Source organism: Acinetobacter kanungonis (assembly GCF_009939195.1).
Taxonomy (GTDB): domain Bacteria; phylum Pseudomonadota; class Gammaproteobacteria; order Pseudomonadales; family Moraxellaceae; genus Acinetobacter; species Acinetobacter kanungonis.
The window spans coordinates 784366-804668 of record NZ_JAACKC010000001.1; the positions used below are offsets into that span (position 1 = coordinate 784366).

Genomic DNA, 20303 nt, shown 5'->3' on the forward strand with positions numbered 1-20303 from the left:
GGTTGAGATGTCTTCATAAAAGATATAAAGCAACGAAGAGAGAATTGATATGTCTATCCTAAGTTGGGACGATTTAGAAGATGATTCGCAAAAACCGGCTGCACCTGAGCACAAGTCTGCGCCCGTCGAACCGCAAAAAGCGCCTGCTGCGCCGTTGGTATCTGATGCAGAGCAACCACAGAAGAATGTGGCAGCTCCACAATCCGCTGGAACCCGTCCAGTGCGAGCAACAGATTCAGCCGATCCGTTGGCAAGAGCATCTGCTTCCCTAGAAACTTTGGACGTTGCGCCTGGTCTTGAAGAACTTGAGATGGGTGCACAGCGTGTACAAGTTGACGACAAAGCCATGATTAACTGTCGTGCTGACTTAAACCAGCTTGTACCGTTCAAATACGAATGGGCGTGGCAGAAATATCTAGATGGTTGTGCAAACCACTGGATGCCGCAAGAAGTCAACATGAACCATGACATCGCACTTTGGAAGTCTGAAAATGGCTTAACTGAAGATGAGCGTACCATTGTTATGCGTTCTTTAGGTTTCTTCTCGACTGCGGATTCATTGGTTGCAAACAACTTGGTATTGGCAATTTACCGTCATATTACCAACCCAGAATGCCGTCAGTACATCTTACGTCAAGCTTTTGAAGAAGCGATTCACACCCACGCTTACCAATACTGTATCGAATCTTTAGGGATGGATGAAGGCGAAGTCTTCAACATGTACCGTGAAGTTCCATCTGTAGCGCGTAAAGCGGCTTGGGGCTTAAAGTACACTCAATCTTTAAGTGATCCTTCGTTCAAAACAGGTACACCTGAAAACGACCAAATTTTGCTTCGCAACTTGATCGCGTTCTACTGTGTTCTTGAAGGTATTTTCTTCTACTGCGGTTTCAGCCAAATTTTGTCGATGGGTCGTCGTAACAAGATGAACGGTGTTGCAGAGCAATTCCAATACATCTTGCGTGATGAATCGATGCACTTGAACTTTGGTATCGATATGATTAACCAAATCAAGATTGAAAACCCGCATCTTTGGACGGCTGAATTCCAAGAAGAAATCATTCAGATGATTCTTGAAGGCACCATGCTTGAAATTGAATATGCACGTGACACAATGCCACGCGGTGTATTAGGCATGAATGCAGGCATGATGGAAGAGTACTTGAAGTTTATCTGCAACCGTCGTTTAAGCCAGTTGGGCTTACCTGAACAGTTTGCTGGTGTGAACAACCCATTCCAGTGGATGTCAGAAATGATGGACTTACGTAAAGAGAAGAACTTCTTTGAAACTCGCGTAACAGATTACCAAACTGGTGGCGCGTTAAGCTGGTAATTAATTTATAAAAAATCCCGCCTTGATGGCGGGATTTTTTTAATCTAATCAATCATGAAAAATGACTTATAAAATAATCTGTTGATTGGTAATTAACTCAATCAAAGTGGTATCAACACCTTTTAGAACTACCAAATCAGTAGACTGATACTGCCCACCTGCTCCGTCACGATCAATACGAATGGTTGTATCAGTTCCATCGCTATTCACACTTAAATAGTCACTTAATGAAGCAGCACTACCATCACCTGAATAATCCACCAACAAATCACTGATATCGATTTTGTCGGCTTGGTCATCCGTAGTTGTATTTCCTAAATGGAAGTCTAGCCATGTATCTGTTCCATTGCCACCAGCATTATCGCTTTCCTCTCCATCCAGAACTTGGAACATAACGGTATCTGAGCCAGAACCACCTGTAATCGTGTCATTTCCAGCTTCGCCAAGAATTCGATCATTGCCAGCACCGCCATCAATAATATCATCCCCCAAACCGCCGAAAATCACATCATTACCTGAGCCTGCATTTACAGTATCGTCACCCGATCCAGCACGAATCCAATCATTAAAGTTACTACCAGTAATGACATCATCGCCATCATAGGCATAAATTCTTTGTCCCATAGATGCAGCAGATTGATCTATTAACTCACTGATATTTGTACCTTCAGTAATAAATTCATGATTATCCCCCAAGTCATTGATCACATTGGCACCTAATAAGTTAGTACCTGAATCAATATACTCCGCCCCATTAGTATCTGTGACCGTCATGGTCATAGACTTCAATACATTCAAACTTAAGGTACTACTATTCAGTAAAGTTCCACTCTCGTTAGCCAACTGAACTGTTGCCAATAATTCATTTAATTTAACATTATCAATTGCTCCACCATCCAGCGCCGTCACGGTTAAGGTATAAGAATAGTTAAGTAATGAAAGCGTTCCATCTGTAGATGAATAACTCAATTTCAATCCAAATTCTTGCGCCAACCGCTCAGAGGCTTCTAAAGTCAATTTGGTGAGGCCAACATTCACAATGGGCTGATAGGTTATTTCTACTTTTTCAATATTATTATCTAAATCAAAAGCACCAAAGACCTGCTGATCTAAATCAATAAGTCCTAATGCTCCAACATCAATAATACCCAATAAGTCTCGATCGGCATAAAATCCGAACGGTGCTGAATTATCTGATGGATCTACCAAATCAGTTTCCGGCTCTACCATTGTGCTGTCTAAATTCACAGTCGTTGTAGATGAACCATCACTCAACTTGGTTGCTACATCTAAGTCATTATCAATGGCTGTAAAATCAATTTCCAAAGACTCTTGCGAACCAACTGAGCCATAAAGATCATCAACAATTAATTTTCCTTTAGACAATAACTCTTGAATTATCTCTGCATCCGTTCGCGTATCAGCAGCATAATCGACACCTGACAAAATAATTTTCTGATCAACTTTGCTACTTTCAGATGCATCATAACCACCTGTGAACTCACCTGTAGTACTGATCCAAATTTCGGTTTGATTGTTTACCGTTTCAAAGTGAATATATGCAGCGAGATTACCAACTAAATTTCCTATTTTGCCTTCGCCTTGTAGCAAGCCAGATAAATCTAGAACATCTCCGCCAATCGCAGCACTGGCTGTATTAAAATCTGTAATGGTATCTATTGTTGGATCCGCTGTTGCCCCCCCATCACCTTGCTCCCAAACAAAGACATCTGTGCCGTCATTACCTGTTAATTCATCATTACCAGTTCCACCATAAATCAGATCATTACCATTGCCAGCAACAATCGTATCATCCCCACTACCACCACGAATTAAATCATTCCCCGAACCACCAGTGAGCGTATCGTCTCCAGCATAGCCATAAATGCGCTGGCTGGTCGTTTCTGCTGATTTATCGATTGATTCACCTCCAGCAGTTCCTTCGGTCAGGAATCCACTGGTATCTGAACCTAATAAATTCCCCAGCAATGAAACATTTGCTATATCCGTGCTCACCTCTGTATCGGACTGTGCCAAAGAGTCCACCACATTAAGTGTATAAGTTGGAGCTAAACTTAAATCAGCAATATCACCTAAGAATGCATCATCTACAGTAATTGATGCTAACAACTCATTAAAAGCCTGAGTCGAAACAGGATCAGAATTTGTTAGTGTAAACGTGATTGTTTGACCATATACATAACCACCAGAACCATCTGAAATAAAAGATTCGTCACCAATAGTGATTGTTATACCCAGTTCTGTTGCTAAATCTTGAGATGCAGTTAATCCATAAGAGGTTAAGCCTAGAGCACTTAATAAACCGCCAAGCGTTCCACCAAGAATATTAATGACCGCCCCAAGACCGATAAAATCAATCGCATCACCTAAAGGCAATACTATTGTATCGTCTGGGTCGAAGATTGTTATTAGGTTTGGAATTCCTGTATCAATATTTAATGCATTAATTAATGCATCACCCAAATTCGTCGTTAGGCTTAAAGAAACTGAGGTAATATCATTATTGGCATCAGCAACCGTAAACTTCTGGTTTGCAGTTAAATCAATTAAATCAAGTGCATTCAATCCAACAGAGCCTAACAAACCACCTTGATCGGCAATCATGGCCGTCGGAGCAACTTGAGCTGGTTCTGTCCCGATACCTTCGCCTGTACTTTCTACAGAATACTCACCTGTTTGAAAGTTGATTCGGATTGAATCACCAAAATTAGTGGTTAAGCTTAAAACCCCATCTTCAAAACTATAATTATCTGGGTCAAATTGCGTTGTTGATCCTGTATAAGTAATTGAATCTGCCAAAGCATCGTAGGTATAAATAACTCCATTAATCGTCGCTGTAGTTAAATGTCCACCATCAGCACCAAATGAATCTACTGCATTACCAAAGTAAATGGATGGTGTATCTCCAAAATCATAAGTCACATTTTCTGCAAGAATTGGTACATCATCGATGACATCTACACTAATTTTCTCTAGAACAGGACTACCACTATCTTCCAAAGTAAAGATTAAGCTTTCGACATCCCCTGCATGATCAATACTGTCGAGTAGCTCGACCTGATAACTCCAAGCATTTGATGAGCCAGTTAAAGTCACTATCAACACATCATTTTGTGTAGTGGAACCAGTTAAGGTTTTTCCATCAGAAGATAATGTCCAAGTGATTGGATTACCTTGACTGGATAAAGAAATATTAGGCACTACCAATGCTAAATCTGTATATGTTCCAGTTAACTGACTTGTTACCTCAGCCGAGCCTTGGCTAGTTAATAAAGCCTCATCCAAAGTTACAGATAGTGTTGTTAAGTCTAAAGTATAGGATTCTGTTGTATTTACTGCTGTTGGATTACCTGCAGCATCGTGAACTATAGCACTAGCCTCTATAGTTAAATCACCATCATCTACAAGCTCACTCCCTGGCACAGCGACACTCCAAACTCCTCCACTTTGGATTTGTGTAGTATAGATTTGATTATTAATTGTCAGTGTCACCTCATCACCAATTTGATATTCACCACTCACTGAACCACTAACGTTAATCGTACCGACTGCCTCTGATAGTGTTATAACGTTGTCACTGGTAATTGGGTTGATATCTATGCTGGCTATTGGCTCAATCACATCAACGGCAAAGTCCACTTCATTACTTGGATCACTGCTGTTCCCCGCCNGCATCACTGATTTGGGCCACAACACTGTAATCGCCATCTGCTGGGATTTGTGTATTCGGGATGGTGATGTCCACACTGCCTGCAATCAGATCTCCTGCTGTCACGGTATGTGTCACCGTGCTGCTGCTCAGATCTGGATTGGTGATGGTCAGGGTGATGGTATCGCCCTCTTCAGTTCCTGCCGGCAGGCTGACATTGGTTTGGATGCCATCCGAAAGTTCATCGGCATTGACGTAACCATCGGCTGCTTCGGTAATGGTCAGGANTTGGTGTAGTCAAGTTAATGATCAAACTACCCGTATCTGTACCCTCATTACCCGCCATATCAGTCGCAGTCACAGTGATTGGATAGGTCGCTTCCGCTAGACTTGGCAAAGTATTATCCACCAAAGTCCATGTGCCATCACCATTATTGGTTGCAACATAGTTATTACCATCGACAGTTACAACTACCGTAGCTGTTGGATCATCAACTGTTCCTGTCAGTGCTGGTGTTTGGTCATTAGTAATTAGATCATTCAAGCTGACTACTGGGGCAATAATGTCTGCTCCAAAACCATCAGTGCCATCAAGANATCTTGAGTAAAGGTCGCTGTCCAAGTGATATTATCTGTCGTGGTCAGTCCTGTTAAGCTCCCACCAGTCACTGTAATATCACTGCTATTAAAGCCTGTCACCGCTTCACTAAAGCTGAATGTGATCGTTGTGCTTTCACCTGCAGCAAGATTTAAGTCTGCTGCACTGATCTCTAGGGTTGGGGCAATAATGTCTGCTCCAAAACCATCAGTGCCATCAAGAGCATCACCTGTGCCTAGGTTACCTGCAAGGTCAGTATACGTATTGTCTGCCACACCGATGCTTGGCGCTGTCGCTGTACCNACCTGCAGCAAGATTTAAGTCTGCTGCACTGATCTCTAGGGTTGGGGCAATTAAATCCGCACCTTGAGTATCCGTTTCATCAGTTAATGCTGTATCGCTATCACTGGCTGTATTGTCATACGCATCTGTGCCAGTCGAAGTTACCTCACTACCATCTTTCACCGCGTCAGGACCAATGGCAACGATACCTGTAGTTGGATCAATCACCACGTTAGCAGGTGTGTTATCTAAACTCCAAGTACCATCTTCACCTTTAGTTGCCGTTAAGGTCACAGGATTATCTGATTCATCTGTATAAGTAATGACCTGTTTAACATTATCCTCACCCGGTTTAACAGCAACAGCACCCGTCGCCAATGCAGTAACATCAGGAGCATCCGCAGATGTTGGTGTGCTGTCATCCACCTTGGCTGTATCACTATCAGTCGCGGTATTATTACTCGAATTGGTCCCTGCAGAAGTCACAGTACTGCCATCTTTCACCGCCTCCATACCAATAGTGACTTCACCCGTGGAAGGATTAATCGTTACCCCAGTAGGTGTTTGATCGAGGCTCCATGACCCATCAGAACCCTTGGTTGCCGTTAAGGTTACAGGGTTATCTGATTCATCCGTATAAGTAATGACTTGTTTTACATTATTTGAACCTGGTTTAACCGTAACTTGACCACCATCTAAAGCAACAACATCAGGTTTGTCTGCAGATGGAGTAGATGTCCCGCCTCCACCACCTCCACTGCCCCCTCCAGCAGCAGCCAATCCAACAATCGGAATCAATGCCAACAACCAATAAGGATTAAATTCATATGCCGCAGACGTTAAAGCTTCTCCACCGAGAGCCTGCCCCGCACTCATTTGATCTGCGAGCATACTGACCGCATTTTGTTGCAAACCACTTTCTGGGACATAGGCATAGTAATTGCCATTTTCATGCAGACCGATCAATAGATTGGTAGTATTGCCATCCGTTCCGTAATAGCCTTGAATAATCAAGTCAGGATCAAGCGCACTATCCCCATCCGCTTCAAAGCTAATATATAAATCATCACCCATTCGCTGAATCTTAATATTTTCTGGTGCAAATTGAGTGGCATCATCAATCAGCTCGTAATTGATGCCTTTTTGAGCTTGAATCGTAACTGGCTGGTCATGGGTTTTCGTGACTTGAAATGCCGAAATAATGGTTTTCGCATCATGCAATTTTATTGTTACTGTTTGATTTGGCATGTTATTTATCCTTTTCTTATAGCTTGATTCTAAAAATAGTGAATAAATGAAGGGAGCGAGTCTTATTCAGCTTTCATTCCGTAGGTAATAATTTCTACGCGCCTATTCGGTAAATCACACTGCTCACGTGCTGCCTTATCTTTTGCGTATTTCTGCTCACAATCCTTGACCAGCAGCTCTTGTTCGCCACGCCCTTCAACCAAAATATTCTTTTTCACGACGCCATTTTGAACCAAGAGCATGCGTACCGTTTCCGCACGACGCTGCGACAATTGCTGATTGGAGTTTTCAGACCCCACAGGATCTGTATAACCAATCACTGCAATATGGCTAATCGACGCCTGATCACGGGTAATTTCTGCTGCAATTGAAGCAATCTCTTCACGACCTTTCGGTGTTAAATCATTCGGTCCAGATTTGGCATAACCAAAAACCGTGCTTGCCTCCAAGGTATATTTCTTCAACTCTGATTTCACAGGCACCTGAACATAAACTGGCTGAGCACATGCTTCGACCTCTCTTACCCGAGAAACAGTGTTCACTTCTTCTTTTAAATTAGATAAAAGCGCTTGCGCCTGACTCTCGCTCACGGCTTGAAGTTGAATGTTCTGACCCGTTCCATTCACTAAGCGGAAATATTGCGTAGTTCCCTCAGTGAGGTTTTGCTGAGCATTCAGATTTCGGGCACTAATATAATTAAAATCACTCTTGGTATACGCTGCATTGATTCGCGTTGGGTTCGCGCACAACTGAACCGCCTTAAACCCACCTGGCAATAAAGATGTTAAATAATGCCCATTCACAAATACATTTGCAGCAGGACCCATTAAACCCTCTTTATCACGAATAAAAACAACCTGTGTTTGACCTGATTTAATGAGTTTAGGCTGAGTATAAGTATTAGAACCAAATAGATTCCAATGCTCTAATGGCGGTTGTTTGTTTACAGATGAGCATCCCACCCAAAACACCGAACAACCCAGAATTAATATTAATCTTTTTGACTTCATACTCATGACCTCTTTTATTTATATCTCAATATTATTCACCCTAATCTAGGATGGTTATTCTTAATTTCAACATAAACCCTTATAAAAAATAAGTATTTATGCAATTTTTTTATAATACTTAATTAAAGAGAATATAAAAAATTGAGCAAAAAACAATAGCTTTAATCAGGTTTTTTTGAATAACATGAACCAGTTCACAAATAAAATTTAAATTCTTATAATTATTTTATTTTTATTATTTAAAACAAAAAAACCATATTTTAAATATGGTTTTAAGCATTTATTTATTATCAAAAACATAAAACATATATTTTAAATCTATATTATTTTAACCACTCGACATTATTTTAACCATAGCTATGGACCATTTATATCGATAACAAAAAGCTTAATATTTTTTGTTTTAGCTAATATCGACTATCGCTCTTGTAGTGCTTGTTTCATACGCGTAATCGGTTTAATCAAATATTGGAATATGGTTTTTTCTCCTGTTTTAACGTCGACGCTGGCAATCATGCCGGGAATAATCGGCATCGGTTGACCATTTTTATCCGTCAGCGAATTCTGATGCGTTTCGACCAGAATGCGGTAATAGGCTTCTTCAGGATTGAGATTCAATTCACTCGGGCGAGTTTTATCTCTCAGTGTATCTGGGCTAATGAGCGTAACCTTACCCTCCAAGCCGCCATACAAGGCATAGTCATAAGCCGTAATTTTGACAATCGCGGCAAGCCCAGGGTGCACAAAAGCAACATCTTGCGGACGGATATAGGCTTCGACCAGCAGCTTGTCATTCAAAGGCACAATTTCCATGATGTCTTGCCCGGCCTGAACCACCCCACCGACCGTGTTGATCTTGATGTTTTTAACAATCCCTTTTAAGGGTGCTCGAATCAGGGAACGATCTACTGGATCTGCCCGCATCGCCATATTTTCTTTGGCTTGCGCAAGTTCAGACTCGACTCGCACCAACTCATTATTGGCATCCGCTGCATATTGATTGCGCTTTTCATCAATTTGCAGTGCCAAATCGGAAGACTGGCGTCGCATACGCAGCAACTCCACCTCAGACATCACTCCTTCTGCCACCATCGGTGCGGTGATGGCAATTTCACGATCCAACATAGCCTTGCTGGTTTGCAAGCCTGCAACCGCTTCATCCACTGCACGTCGACGCGCAGTATAGGCCGCACGCTCACGATGTTTTAGTGACTCGCTAATTCCAGTCGGAAATTGAATCGAAGTTCCATAAGATTCTGCTCTTAAGCGTGCCGACATGGCTTCAAGGTTGGCCACCTTGGCTTCGCTTTCTCTTAAGATAGCTGAGCTACGGGTATCATCTAAACGCAGTAGAATTTGCCCTTTTTCAACGATGTCTCCCTCTTTGACCAGCATTTCTTTAATGGTACCTGGGTCCAAGCTTTGTAAGATTTGTTCTCGGCTGGTTGGAATAACACTGCCTTGTCCACGTGTCACTTCTTCGACAGGACTGTGATAAGCCCAAAATACAAATACGATTAAAAATACGAACAGCAAAGCAATCGTCCAGAAAAGCCCTGTATGCTTTTCCGTTTGTAAGGCAGCATTCAAGTCGTTGAGCAACTTTAAGTCTTTGGACTGTACTCGCTCTGCGGATGGGTTCTGATAATCTTTCATAAGCCTCACTTATCTTGATCTGCTCATTGTTGTTATAGCGATTCAATATTCTGTTCTTGTAATGATGTTTCTTTTATCTGCTTGCGAACTGTTGCAGCATTGTCGGGCTGAATCACAATGGTTCGCCCCGCTGCATTGCCTGTTTGGGTCGCGGAAGTTACTGTTTGAGCTGCCGTAGCTGCACTTGGTGCAGTGGTTTTCTTTTGTTCATTTTGAGCCAGTTTTTTCAATACCTCATCTCTCGGACCATCCATCACCACTTGTCCTTGATCAATCACCACCACACGACTCACAATACTCAATACTTGAGTGCGATGCGTGACCACCACCAAGGTCTTGTCTTTGCTCCATTGATGCAAAGCATTCAGAGTTTGACGTTCAGTTAATTGATCGAGTCCATTGGTCGGCTCATCCAGCAACACCACACGTGGGGAACGCAATGTGAGTCGTGCCAAGGCAATAATCTGTTTTTGTCCTCCCGAGAGTCCTAAACCATCTTCACCCAAAGGCATATCCAAGCCACGCGGATGATTTTGAATCAGGCTCTCCAGACCAAAACGTTTTAAGGCAAGTAATAGCTCCTGATCTGACGAAAAACCATCTTGTCGCGCCAAGTCGAGGTTTTCACGCAAAGTTCCCAAAAAAAGCCGTGGTGCTTGACCCAACATCGCCACCTGATTACGCAGATAATTCGGATCGAGCTGACGTAAATCCACACCATCGAGGGTGACATTCCCCTCTAAAGGTTCAAACATGCCGCTGGCAAGTTTCAGAGTGGTGGTTTTACCACTGCCAATTTTCCCCAAAATACCCACTTTTTCACCCGCAGCAATATTCAAATTCAGCGCTTTTAACGCTGCGGGAATATCTTGTTGATATTTAAAACTGACTTGCTGGAATTTAAGCTCGCCTTTGACTTGATCAAGGCTGATATATTGCCGATCTGGATGGCGTTCAATTTTGCGCTCAATAATACTTTGCAACCCTTGCAGCCCAATTTTGGCTTGCTGGAAACGAATCGCCAAACTCGAAATTTGTGCCAAAGGCGCCAAAGCACGACCAGACAAGATCACCGAGGCAATCAGTGCTCCCATGGTAATTTTGTGATTAGGATCTGGACTATGAATCAGATAAGTTCCGACAATCACCAAAATCACGGTATTTAATTGCTGCACCGCAACTGAAAAATTGACCACAAAATTACTCAAATCACGCGTTTTGGTGCTCGAAGCTGCATTTTTGGCGGTGTAATAATCCCATTTCTGCTGCGCCCAACTGGTGGCGTTGTTGGCTTTTAAGGTTTCAATCCCTTCAATTGCCTCGACTGCCAAGCCTTGACGTTGCGAAGACTCTTTCATAGATCCATTGATATAGTGTGCCAAAGGTGCCTGCGCCAAAATCCCGACAATCATTACGATTGGAATTAAAATTAACGGCACTATAGCCAATTGACCGCCAATCATCCAAATCACGGTGATAAACAGCAATAAGAACGGTAAATCCACCAAAACCAGTAAACTGGCACTGGTCATAAACTCCCGCACCGACTCAAATTCGCGCAAGTTATTGGCATAGGAACCTGAAGATGCTGGGCGTTCCGCCAAATCCAGACTCATCACGCGGCGAAAAATAGCGGAACTGATAATGAGATCTGCCTTTTTCCCCGCAATATCGGTCAAATGCCCACGAATCATCTTGGCAGCAAACTCAAAGCTAATGGCCAGAATAACCCCGATACTAAGTACCCATAAAGTTTCATAAGACTTGTTTGGAATCACACGGTCATACACATTCATAACGTAAAGCGAGCTGACCAGCGCCAAAAAGTTGATGATAAATGTCGCCAAAATCACTTGTGCATAATAAGCACGAAACCGCCAAACCACTTTCCAGAACCACGCTTTAGGCAAGTGATACTCAGGTAATTCAGAGCGCAAATCATGCGCGAGTTTCGGTTTAATAAACCAGCAATAGCCCAAATACAACTCGCTTAATTGTTGCTGCGTCAGACGCTGCTTTAAACCATCGGTTTGTTGTATTTCATATACACGTTCGTCTGCACCGCCTTCTATTCGTGTGATGACTGCTGCTTGATCTTGCTGCAATACAATCACGACGGGTACCGCCAAAGCAGGAATGTCATGCAATACTTTTTGCGTTAAGGTATTTTCGAAACCGTGACTTTTTAATACTTCCACCAAAGAAGCATAATTCACATTTAAATGCTGATCATGCGTCACCTGCGCCATTAATGTCGCGACAGGTAATGGACTCCCTAATAATCGGGTTGCCAATGCAATATGTTCTATGATGGATTTCATTTTCTTTATGTCATCCTTTTTTTAATTCTTCGACCTCAAGGTCATTGATGCATCACCCACATCCATTGTGGAGCAGCAGTGTGTTTCTTCTTACTGCCTTACCCAATTGCTTATATTGGCTTGCGCACGCAAATAGGCCAGTGCAGCCATGCGATAATCATTTTGTGCCGAGACATACGCCATTTCGACACCCGCCAATTCGTTATACGCATTCAGCACATCAATCAGGCTTTTTCTTGCGATTTTGAACTGTTTTTCGTTGTCACTGACCACCTTGCGTGAAGCAATAATTTGTTCTTGTGAAATCTGCATTTTTTGTTGGCTTTGAAACATATCAATTTCTGCGGTTCGCGCACGCTCTTCAATATCGCGCTGAATTTGATCCAGACGTGCTTTGGCAGCAACGGCCGATTGCCCACTTTGTTCGACTGAATATTTCGCCCCCTGATTCAACAGATCCCACGACATATTCAAATACACTTGACGATCCTCCGTCGTCACATTGCCTTCTAAGTTAATACTTGGATAACGCTTAGCTTTACGATATTTAATTTCTGAGCGAATACTGTCCAGTTCCGCTTCTTGGGCTAAATATGATGGATGTTGAGTAACTTCACCCAGTTGGTAACGGGTAATAAATTGCGATGGTGCCAGCCCTGCAAAGGGATCACTCAAAGTATCTTGATCAATCACTTCGGATGAATACTTTCTCAGATGACTGAGTGCAAAGCCCAAATCACGCTGCAAGCTACTGATGGTGTGTTCAACCTGCATTTGCCGTGCGCGCGCTTGAGTTAACTCAGAACGACGTCCTGCATCATATTGCACGATGACACTCACATCTTGGGTAAACTTGTTGTGGCGCTCCAAACTCCGCATCTGCACTGCAAGAGCTTCATGTGCATTTAGGGCTTTTAAATATTCCGAACCGATGTTGTATCCCAACTCCTCCGCGGTCTCACCAATCTTCTGTTCAAAATACTGTGACTTTTTCTCATCACGCGCCACTTGCGCACTAATAGCACCAAAGGAATACAGATTCACACTCCCTCTAATACCAGGCGTAAAATCCTCACTCACATAGTCATATTGACTTTCATGTGATTGTTCCAGAATCTGGTTGGCTGTCACAGCCAAGGTGGGATAATGCAGCGCTTTCGATTCTTTTACCTTGCTGAGTGCAGCTTCTTCATTGGCTTGTGCTTCTAACATCATTGGGTCTTGCTCCAAAGCTGTTTTCAACAATGTCTTTAACTGAACGGCATAAACAGATGTGCTACATAAAAGTGTGACTAATAGAGCAATCCGTTTACTCCAACCCATTGCTTGTGCTTGTTTAATTCGCATTCTCATATTTTTTACTAAAGTATTTCTTATATGCACATGACACTGTGACTTATCTCTCACCTAGAATATAAGCAATTAATTTCAATAAGTTAACCCATGCTTAGCTGTAGAAATGTACGCCAATTATTTAAGATAGGCTTAATAATATGCAAAATTCAGACATGAATATTTTTCTTTCAAGATCAAAGAAAGATGAAGTAAATAAATTGAATTTACTTTTTGATGAGTTAAAATGTGATGAAGTTCATTAAATATTTAAGATAAGATTATTTTTTATGCATATGTATTAAAATTATAATATTTCATTCTTATTATCTATTTTGCTTATTTTTAAAACAAAACTAATCACACTGCATAACCAAGTGTTTTGGTATACATTTATTGTTACAAATAAACCAACCATAATACTCAACTTTAACGGACTTGCTTAACGTTTTTTCTATTCTAGTTTTGCAAGTTTTCATTCTGATGTATTCCATTAAATTAAAACTCGCACCTCAAAAGCACTATCCCTATTTCTAGGTATATTTCAGCGCGTCAAATTTACATGAAGAAAGTCTCAAACATGCCCCCTTCAAACAGGCATTAAAAAAGCCACCTAAAAGGTGGCTTTTCTTTCAGCTATGCTGAACATCAACAATTAACCAAGTTTCTTAGAAACGTAGTCAATTGCAGATTGAACTGTAGTGATTTCGTTAGAATCTTCATCAGGGATAGTGATGTCGAAATCATTTTCGAAAGACATTACAAGTTCAACTAGGTCTAGAGAGTCTGCACCTAAGTCATCCATGAAAGATGCTTCGTTTTTGATCTCTTCTACTTTAAGACCCAATTGTTCTGCAACCGCTTGTTTAACGCGTTGTTCGATATCGCTCACAGGAATTCTCCTCATTGCTTGTGGCGTTTTTAAATGCCGTTAGTTTAATTGAAACTCTAATTTTTTGAAAGTTCATACATCAGCCAATTAGCTCATGTATAAACCACCATTTACGTGTAAAACCGTACCTGTAATATAACTTGCCTTCTCAGAAGCCAAGAAACTTACAGCATTCGCGATATCTTGTGGTTCGCCTAAGCGTTGAAGTGCCACTTGTTCGCTCATTTTTTTACGAATTTCTTCGCTTAACTGTTCTGTCATTTCTGTTGCAATAAAACCTGGTGCAACGGAATTCACAGTAATTTGGCGGCTACCCATCTCTTTTGCAAGGCTGCGGCTAAATGCCTCAATACCTGCTTTAGCAGCTGAATAGTTTGCCTGGCCTGGGTTTGCGAAATGCGCAACCACAGAACTGATATTGATAATTCGTCCAAAACGAGCTTTGGTCATGCCTTTAAGAACGCGTTTTGATAGGCGGTAAACAGCTTTTAAATGAATGTTCAGAATATCATCCCAATCATCTTCAGACATACGTAGCAACAAATTATCACGGGTAATTCCTGCATTATTTACAAGTGCAAGAACTGGACCATAATTTTGTTCGATATCTGTAACTAAAGCATCAATTGCAGCGCCATCACGTACATCAAGTACTTTACCTGCACCATTTTCACCAAATGCTGCTGATAATTTTTCAGCACCCGACTCTGAAGTCGCAGTACCCACTACAAAATAACCGTCTTGAATCAATTGTTGAGCGATGGCAGCACCAATCCCTCGACTTGCGCCTGTCACTAAAGCGACTTTGCGTTCTTGTGTCATGCAATTTTTCCTTCTGCCACTAAAATGGCATTCAGTGCATCCTCCATACGACCTTTAGTATCGATTGGGAATGCTTTTTCTATATTTGGCAAACGTTTCGCAAGATTGGCAAGTACATTACCAGGACCACATTCAACAATGAATTGAATTCCTTGATCTTGTACAGACTGCATGGTCTTGGTCCATTGCACAGATTGATACAATTGCGCAGTCAATGCCTGACGTAATTGCGCCACATCTGTCGCGATTTCCGCGTTGACATTTTGTATTACAGGAATGCTAGGTAGCTCAATGGCAGTTTGTTCCAAAGCAAGTGCGAATTGCTCGGCAGCTGGTTTCATCAACGAACAATGTGATGGAACAGACACTGGAAGTGCAATCGCTTTGCCTGATTGTTCTTTTGCAATTGCCATCACCGCTTCTACAGCAGCCTTCTCGCCTGCAATGACCACTTGACCTTGCGCATTGTAGTTCGCAGCTTGAACAGAACCCTGACCTTGTGCTGTAACTTCGGCACATAACTCAACAACTTTGGCATCTTCTAGACCCAAAATTGCAGCCATTGCGCCTTTACCTTGAGGCACTGCATCTTGCATGAGCTTGCCACGCAAGTTCACCAACTTCACAGCATCGCCCAATGACATGGCACCAGCAGCAACCAATGCACTGTATTCACCAAGTGAATGACCTGCAAGGTATTTCGGTGCAACACCGCCCAACTCCAACCAAACACGCCATAAAGCGATACTCGCTGTAAGCAAGACTGGTTGCGTAAATTCAGTTTGGTCTAAGCCTTCACCGCTTTGGGCAATATGCCACAAATCAAAACCAAGGGCTTCAGAAGCTTCCGCGAACGTGTCACGAACACCACTAAACTGTTCAGCAAGTTCAGCCAGCATGCCAGCTTTTTGCGAACCTTGACCTGGAAACACAAATGCAGTTTTTGTTGCTTGAGCTGCTTGTTCGAGTGGTCTAGCAGACATATAAAAAATCCTTTATGAAGTCACTGCTCATTCTTGGGACGGAAATTTAACACTTAATTTCGTGTTTGGTAATTGCGAAATACAACAAAAATTGGAGACAAAAAAAGGGAGCTTACGCTCCCAATTTTTCCACTAAGCTCATCGCTTAATGCTTCATCAATTATTCAGCATCAGCTGCTTTAGCGAATAATTGACGACCACGGTAGATACCATCTTTAGTTACGTGGTGACGACGGTGCGTTTCACCCGTAGTTTGGTCTACAGTTAATGCATTCTCGGTTAAAGCGTCATGTGAACGGCGCATGTCACGGCGAGAGCGACTTTTACGGTTTTGCTGAACGGCCATGATGGCTCCTTACAAATCGAAAAAATGGATCAGAACAAATTCAGTTGTCTTAACTTAACAGTATAACACAAAAATTAGTTAAGTTTACCCTTCAAACTTGCCAAAACATCAAACGGATTATCCCGTTTTTCTTCGACAACGTCCTGAACGGCAGGTTGATGCTTATGCTCACAAGCGTCATGCTTAGGAGACAAAGGCACCAACAATAACAATTCATCTTCTATGAGTGCGAGTAAATCGGCAGTGGAAGGATTTGGATATTCTCCTTTCGTTGTCGCTTCACTTTCACCTAGTACGATGAAATCAGCATCCTCATCCAAGCGCTCTATCAGTGACTCATCATCAATCAGAGCTAGATGAAAATCTGAAACCAATTCAATTTCTACAGCGCCTAAACAGCGCTGACATTCCATTGGGACTTTGGTTTCAACATGACCATCCAACCATACAATACGATGATACGCATCCATTGATAGCTTACAGTCTATGTTGATCAATTGATTATCAATTGATCCAACAGCTTCACGAGCAATACGAGCAAAGCGAGACAATGGCAGGGTACCTGACCATGTAAAGCCTTGTTCAGCCCATTTAAACGGCTCAATCTGTGCCGGAAAGGTATTTGCTGACATAATTAAGGCGGCAATTCTACAAATTCATCAGTACTCTGTCAAAGATTAAGATACAATTTTGTACTTATTTAGACAGACCAATTGGGTAACTTAAGTCATGCATCTGTTGCAGCCGCAAACAGAAGTGAATAAAAAATCACTTGTTAGCACACTTTCAACTGTCCATTCTGACATTTCACCAGACCAAGTGCAACGATTGGAATGGGCGAATTTACAGACAGAAACTGAACAAGTTGACTGGCTCATCTTACACTTTAATTACTGGTTTTCCCACCTTAATGTGAATTTGATTCGCGGTGAGCATGAACCTGAATATTTTCCAGCGACACACGAGCAACCTGCGCGCATTCAATTTGCGCATGGTTTCTTTAATAGTGCGCTGCATGAAATTAGCCACTGGACCATTGCGGGTGAACAACGTCGTCTCCTTCCCGACCTAGGTTACTGGTACGCACCCGATGGTCGTACTCAAGAGCAACAAGCGCTGTTTGAACAAGTTGAAATTAAGCCACAAGCCATTGAGTGGATGTTTGCCAAAGCCTTTGGACGTAAATTCCGTGTCTCATTAGATAATTTGACCGGCGACGGCGGCGACGGTTCAAGTTTTAAAGATAATGTCTATGCACAAGTTCAACGCTATTGTGCTGGAGAAATGAAGCTGCCACGCGATGCCCAATACTTTATAGATTGCATTTGTACTTGTACCAGAAGTGGCAAAAGATTACAAAGTGGCGAGTTTCAACGTGAAATGCTGGATTAATTACAGAAATTCATCAAAGTTAAATGACAACATGTTGTAATTTCAGCAGATAATAGATAAAAAATCAGGAGAAAAATATGTTGCACTTAAGAATACATCCTGATAATCCACAACTGCGCTTAATCAGTCAGGCAGTGGAACGCATTCGTGCGGGTGACGTGGTGGTCTACCCGACCGATGCTGCTTATGCCATTGGTTGCCAAATCGGGAATAAGAGTGCCATGGAACGCATTTCGCAGATTCGTGGCTTAGGACCGAAACATCAGTATGCGATTATCTGTTCCGATTTATCCGACATTGCCACCTATGCCAAAGTCGACAATGCCATGTATCGTTTATTGAAAAACAATACCCCCGCAGTGACTACTTTTATTCTGCCTGCTACCAGTGAAGTCCCGAAACGCTTAATGCATCCAAAAAAAAGAACTATTGGTCTACGCATTCCAAGTAACCCGATTTGTCAGATGCTGTTAAAAGAATTGGGCGAGCCACTATTGACCAGCACCTTAATCTTGCCAGGCATTGCCGATCCACTCGACGACCCTTATGAAATTGAGATGCAACTGGAAAAACGCATTGATGTATTTATTGATGGTGGCTTGGGTACTTTAAGCACCACCAGTATTGTGGATTTATCGGGCGATCATCCTGAAGTGATTCGTAAAGGCGTGGGCGATGTGAGTGCTTTTGAATAAGCTCATTCATCAGAGTTGAGGGAGCTTTTATCCTCCGACTCTGATACCCTGCTCTTTTAAACTGTGTATCTTATTGTTTAAACATACTTTTATTCATTTTTTGACGCATTAAAAATGCATAAAAGACCACTTTATTCATCATCACACAAATAAATACTCTGTATTTATTTGGCGCTTTTTTTGTTATTTAAACGGTGAAGTAATTTATTCACACCCGAATATGCATTACACTAAGCCCTATTAAAATTATGTATTTTTTAATCGCCTCTACTTTCTCTCCCTTAAGTACTGATTCGAAAACACATAATCATGCCTTTGAAAATTCGCGTGGCCAATAACTGTAATGAATCAATCCGTCCATAATGCCATGGAAGATACGCCCCACATTCGTGTTCTGGATGAGTGGCATGACTCCATCCCTGAGGATTTATATATTCCTCCAGCTGCATTTGAAATTCTTTTAGAGCATTTCGAAGGACCACTCGACTTTTTAATTTACCTGATTCAAAAAAATGGCTTTGACTTATTACAGTTAGATATTGCACCAATTGCAGCCCAGTATCTGTCGTATATGGATGCCATGAAGTCACTGAATATTGAGCTCACCGCAGACTATATGGTGATGGCAGCATTATTGGCAGATTTAAAATCTCGTTTGTTACTGCCGAAACCTAGCAGCATTGCCGTGGAAAAAGATCCCAAGCAAGAACTGATTGACCGCTTAGAAACTTATCTTCGCGTCAAGCAGGCGGCGGAACGCTTGGGTCAAATGAGTGTGCTTGAACGTGATACCTTCGAAACCAATGTCAGTCTGGGCGATATTGCGGTGCGTCATGAAGGTTTTTCGGTCAATCTGTTACATGATGCCTTGTTTTGCGTGTTTAACCGCCCAGAACCTGTCATGCATAAAATTGAGCAAGAACCCGTCTTGCTGGAAGAACGGATTGCCTTTATTGAACAAAAGCTGCAAGCAGGCGAAGTGTTAGAATTTAATGAATTGCTGAAACCGAGTCAGGGGCGTATGGGCGTGGTCGTGACCTTTATGGCCGTGCTCGAACTGACGCGTCAGCAACGCATTCATATTATCGGTTCAGGCATAGAGGTGCCTCTTAGTGTTCAAGGAGCTCAAGCATGACCGATGTTGATCTGTTTTCACAAGCTGAAATGCAGCATGAAATGTTAATGCAGCTAGAGGCGATTATTTTCGCCAGTGATGCACCTGTGTCGCTCGCGCGCCTGAAAGAAGCATTTCAAGATCAATATTCCAAATCTGAACTGCGCCAGCTGATCCAACAATTAATGCTGTTACAACATGGCCGCTCGATTGAACTGGTTGAAACTGCTCAAGGTTTCCGTTTTCAAGTGCGTGCCAAGTATCGTCAGATCATTACTCAAACTTGGCCTGAGCGTCCAACACGCTTATCGCCTTCTCTGCTCGAAATCTTGGCGGTGGTGGCTTACCATCAGCCCGTGACTCGTGCGGACATTGAACAAATTCGTGGAGTCTCGAATAATAGTCAAATTCTGAGAACCCTATTTGACTGGAACTGGATTAAAGAATCTGGTTTTCGGGAACTCCCTGGAAGACCCGCGTTGTTGGTTACAACGCCACAGTTTTTAAATGCTTTTGGCCTAACATCCATTGGTCAATTGCCTCCCCTACAGGATGCCAAGGAAGCTTTTATGGCTCTCGATGCGCAAGCAGCGAAGTCTTAAATAGGCG

General features: G+C 42.3%; 15 protein-coding genes and 1 pseudogene. 5 read left to right on the top strand and 11 right to left on the bottom strand.

The genetic code is table 11. The annotated features are described in order from the left end of the window. Window positions 1-49: 49 nt before the first annotated feature. On the top strand, window positions 50-1333 hold the full coding sequence (locus tag GWK51_RS03480) for a ribonucleotide-diphosphate reductase subunit beta (protein ID WP_161932660.1): 1284 nt from the start codon (window positions 50-52) through the stop codon (window positions 1331-1333). A gap of 66 nt (window positions 1334-1399) precedes the next feature. Here GWK51_RS03480 and GWK51_RS03485 read toward each other — a convergent pair whose 3' ends face one another. From GWK51_RS03485 to GWK51_RS03545, 11 genes and pseudogenes are all read right to left on the bottom strand, one after another. Next, on the bottom strand, window positions 1400-5062 hold the full coding sequence (locus tag GWK51_RS03485) for a type I secretion C-terminal target domain-containing protein (protein ID WP_456236802.1): 3663 nt from the start codon (window positions 5060-5062) through the stop codon (window positions 1400-1402). Between the two features lie 259 nt (window positions 5063-5321). Next, window positions 5322-5864, bottom strand: a pseudogene (locus tag GWK51_RS16800) (Ig-like domain-containing protein); the annotation flags it as partial. A 1329-nt stretch (window positions 5865-7193) separates the two neighbouring features. Further along, complete coding sequence (locus GWK51_RS03505) at window positions 7194-8141, bottom strand: OmpA family protein (protein ID WP_161932665.1); 948 nt, start codon at window positions 8139-8141, stop codon at window positions 7194-7196. A gap of 417 nt (window positions 8142-8558) precedes the next feature. Beyond that, entirely contained in the window at window positions 8559-9797 is a 1239-nt protein-coding gene (locus tag GWK51_RS03510) for an HlyD family type I secretion periplasmic adaptor subunit (protein ID WP_142769364.1), read from the bottom strand. Between the two features lie 32 nt (window positions 9798-9829). After that, on the bottom strand, window positions 9830-12118 hold the full coding sequence (locus GWK51_RS03515) for a type I secretion system permease/ATPase (protein ID WP_161932666.1): 2289 nt from the start codon (window positions 12116-12118) through the stop codon (window positions 9830-9832). A 90-nt stretch (window positions 12119-12208) separates the two neighbouring features. Continuing rightward, on the bottom strand, window positions 12209-13465 hold the full coding sequence (locus GWK51_RS03520) for a TolC family protein (protein ID WP_161932667.1): 1257 nt from the start codon (window positions 13463-13465) through the stop codon (window positions 12209-12211). Window positions 13466-14105: 640 nt separating this feature from the next. Further along, entirely contained in the window at window positions 14106-14342 is a 237-nt protein-coding gene (acpP, locus tag GWK51_RS03525; protein ID WP_016166057.1) for an acyl carrier protein, read from the bottom strand. A gap of 87 nt (window positions 14343-14429) precedes the next feature. Then, the gene (gene fabG, locus GWK51_RS03530; protein ID WP_100242237.1) at window positions 14430-15164 is read right to left on the bottom strand and encodes a 3-oxoacyl-ACP reductase FabG; all 735 of its coding nucleotides are present in this window, start codon (window positions 15162-15164) and stop codon (window positions 14430-14432) included. Next, window positions 15161-16147 (bottom strand): ACP S-malonyltransferase, encoded by a 987-nt coding sequence (fabD, locus tag GWK51_RS03535; RefSeq protein WP_100242236.1) that lies wholly within the window; start codon window positions 16145-16147, stop codon window positions 15161-15163. The genes fabG and fabD overlap by 4 nt, the downstream gene beginning before the upstream one ends. A 160-nt stretch (window positions 16148-16307) precedes the next feature. Then, window positions 16308-16493, bottom strand: a complete 186-nt coding sequence (rpmF, locus tag GWK51_RS03540) for a 50S ribosomal protein L32 (protein ID WP_004922151.1) — start codon at window positions 16491-16493, stop codon at window positions 16308-16310. Window positions 16494-16567: 74 nt separating this feature from the next. Continuing rightward, the gene (locus tag GWK51_RS03545) at window positions 16568-17125 is read right to left on the bottom strand and encodes a YceD family protein (protein ID WP_100242235.1); all 558 of its coding nucleotides are present in this window, start codon (window positions 17123-17125) and stop codon (window positions 16568-16570) included. A 97-nt stretch (window positions 17126-17222) separates the two neighbouring features. Between GWK51_RS03545 and GWK51_RS03550 the strand changes: the two genes are divergently transcribed. The 4 genes from GWK51_RS03550 to scpB all read left to right on the top strand — a co-directional run bounded on the left by GWK51_RS03550 (window position 17223) and on the right by scpB (window position 20296). After that, window positions 17223-17885: an elongation factor P hydroxylase gene (locus GWK51_RS03550; protein ID WP_161932668.1), complete on the top strand. Its 663-nt coding sequence runs from the start codon at window positions 17223-17225 to the stop codon at window positions 17883-17885. 77 nt (window positions 17886-17962) lie between these two features. Continuing rightward, window positions 17963-18580, top strand: a complete 618-nt coding sequence (locus tag GWK51_RS03555; protein ID WP_161932669.1) for an L-threonylcarbamoyladenylate synthase — start codon at window positions 17963-17965, stop codon at window positions 18578-18580. A 343-nt stretch (window positions 18581-18923) separates the two neighbouring features. Beyond that, window positions 18924-19715 carry a segregation and condensation protein A gene (locus GWK51_RS03560; protein ID WP_216071671.1) on the top strand — a complete coding sequence of 264 codons (792 nt, stop codon included), beginning with the start codon at window positions 18924-18926 and terminating at the stop codon, window positions 19713-19715. Further along, on the top strand, window positions 19712-20296 hold the full coding sequence (gene scpB / locus GWK51_RS03565) for an SMC-Scp complex subunit ScpB (protein ID WP_161932670.1): 585 nt from the start codon (window positions 19712-19714) through the stop codon (window positions 20294-20296). The genes GWK51_RS03560 and scpB overlap by 4 nt, the downstream gene beginning before the upstream one ends. Window positions 20297-20303 lie beyond the last annotated feature (7 nt).

Coding starts and splice junctions, on each gene's coding strand:
- GWK51_RS03480 (WP_161932660.1), top strand. CDS start 50: ATGTCTATCCTAAGTTGGGACGATTTAGAAGATGATTCGCAAAAACCG.
- GWK51_RS03505 (WP_161932665.1), bottom strand. CDS start 8,141: ATGAAGTCAAAAAGATTAATATTAATTCTGGGTTGTTCGGTGTTTTGG.
- GWK51_RS03510 (WP_142769364.1), bottom strand. CDS start 9,797: ATGAAAGATTATCAGAACCCATCCGCAGAGCGAGTACAGTCCAAAGAC.
- GWK51_RS03515 (WP_161932666.1), bottom strand. CDS start 12,118: ATGAAATCCATCATAGAACATATTGCATTGGCAACCCGATTATTAGGG.
- GWK51_RS03520 (WP_161932667.1), bottom strand. CDS start 13,465: ATGCGAATTAAACAAGCACAAGCAATGGGTTGGAGTAAACGGATTGCT.
- fabG (WP_100242237.1), bottom strand. CDS start 15,164: ATGACACAAGAACGCAAAGTCGCTTTAGTGACAGGCGCAAGTCGAGGG.
- fabD (WP_100242236.1), bottom strand. CDS start 16,147: ATGTCTGCTAGACCACTCGAACAAGCAGCTCAAGCAACAAAAACTGCA.
- rpmF (WP_004922151.1), bottom strand. CDS start 16,493: ATGGCCGTTCAGCAAAACCGTAAAAGTCGCTCTCGCCGTGACATGCGC.
- GWK51_RS03545 (WP_100242235.1), bottom strand. CDS start 17,125: ATGTCAGCAAATACCTTTCCGGCACAGATTGAGCCGTTTAAATGGGCT.
- GWK51_RS03550 (WP_161932668.1), top strand. CDS start 17,223: ATGCATCTGTTGCAGCCGCAAACAGAAGTGAATAAAAAATCACTTGTT.
- GWK51_RS03555 (WP_161932669.1), top strand. CDS start 17,963: ATGTTGCACTTAAGAATACATCCTGATAATCCACAACTGCGCTTAATC.
- GWK51_RS03560 (WP_216071671.1), top strand. CDS start 18,924: ATGAATCAATCCGTCCATAATGCCATGGAAGATACGCCCCACATTCGT.
- scpB (WP_161932670.1), top strand. CDS start 19,712: ATGACCGATGTTGATCTGTTTTCACAAGCTGAAATGCAGCATGAAATG.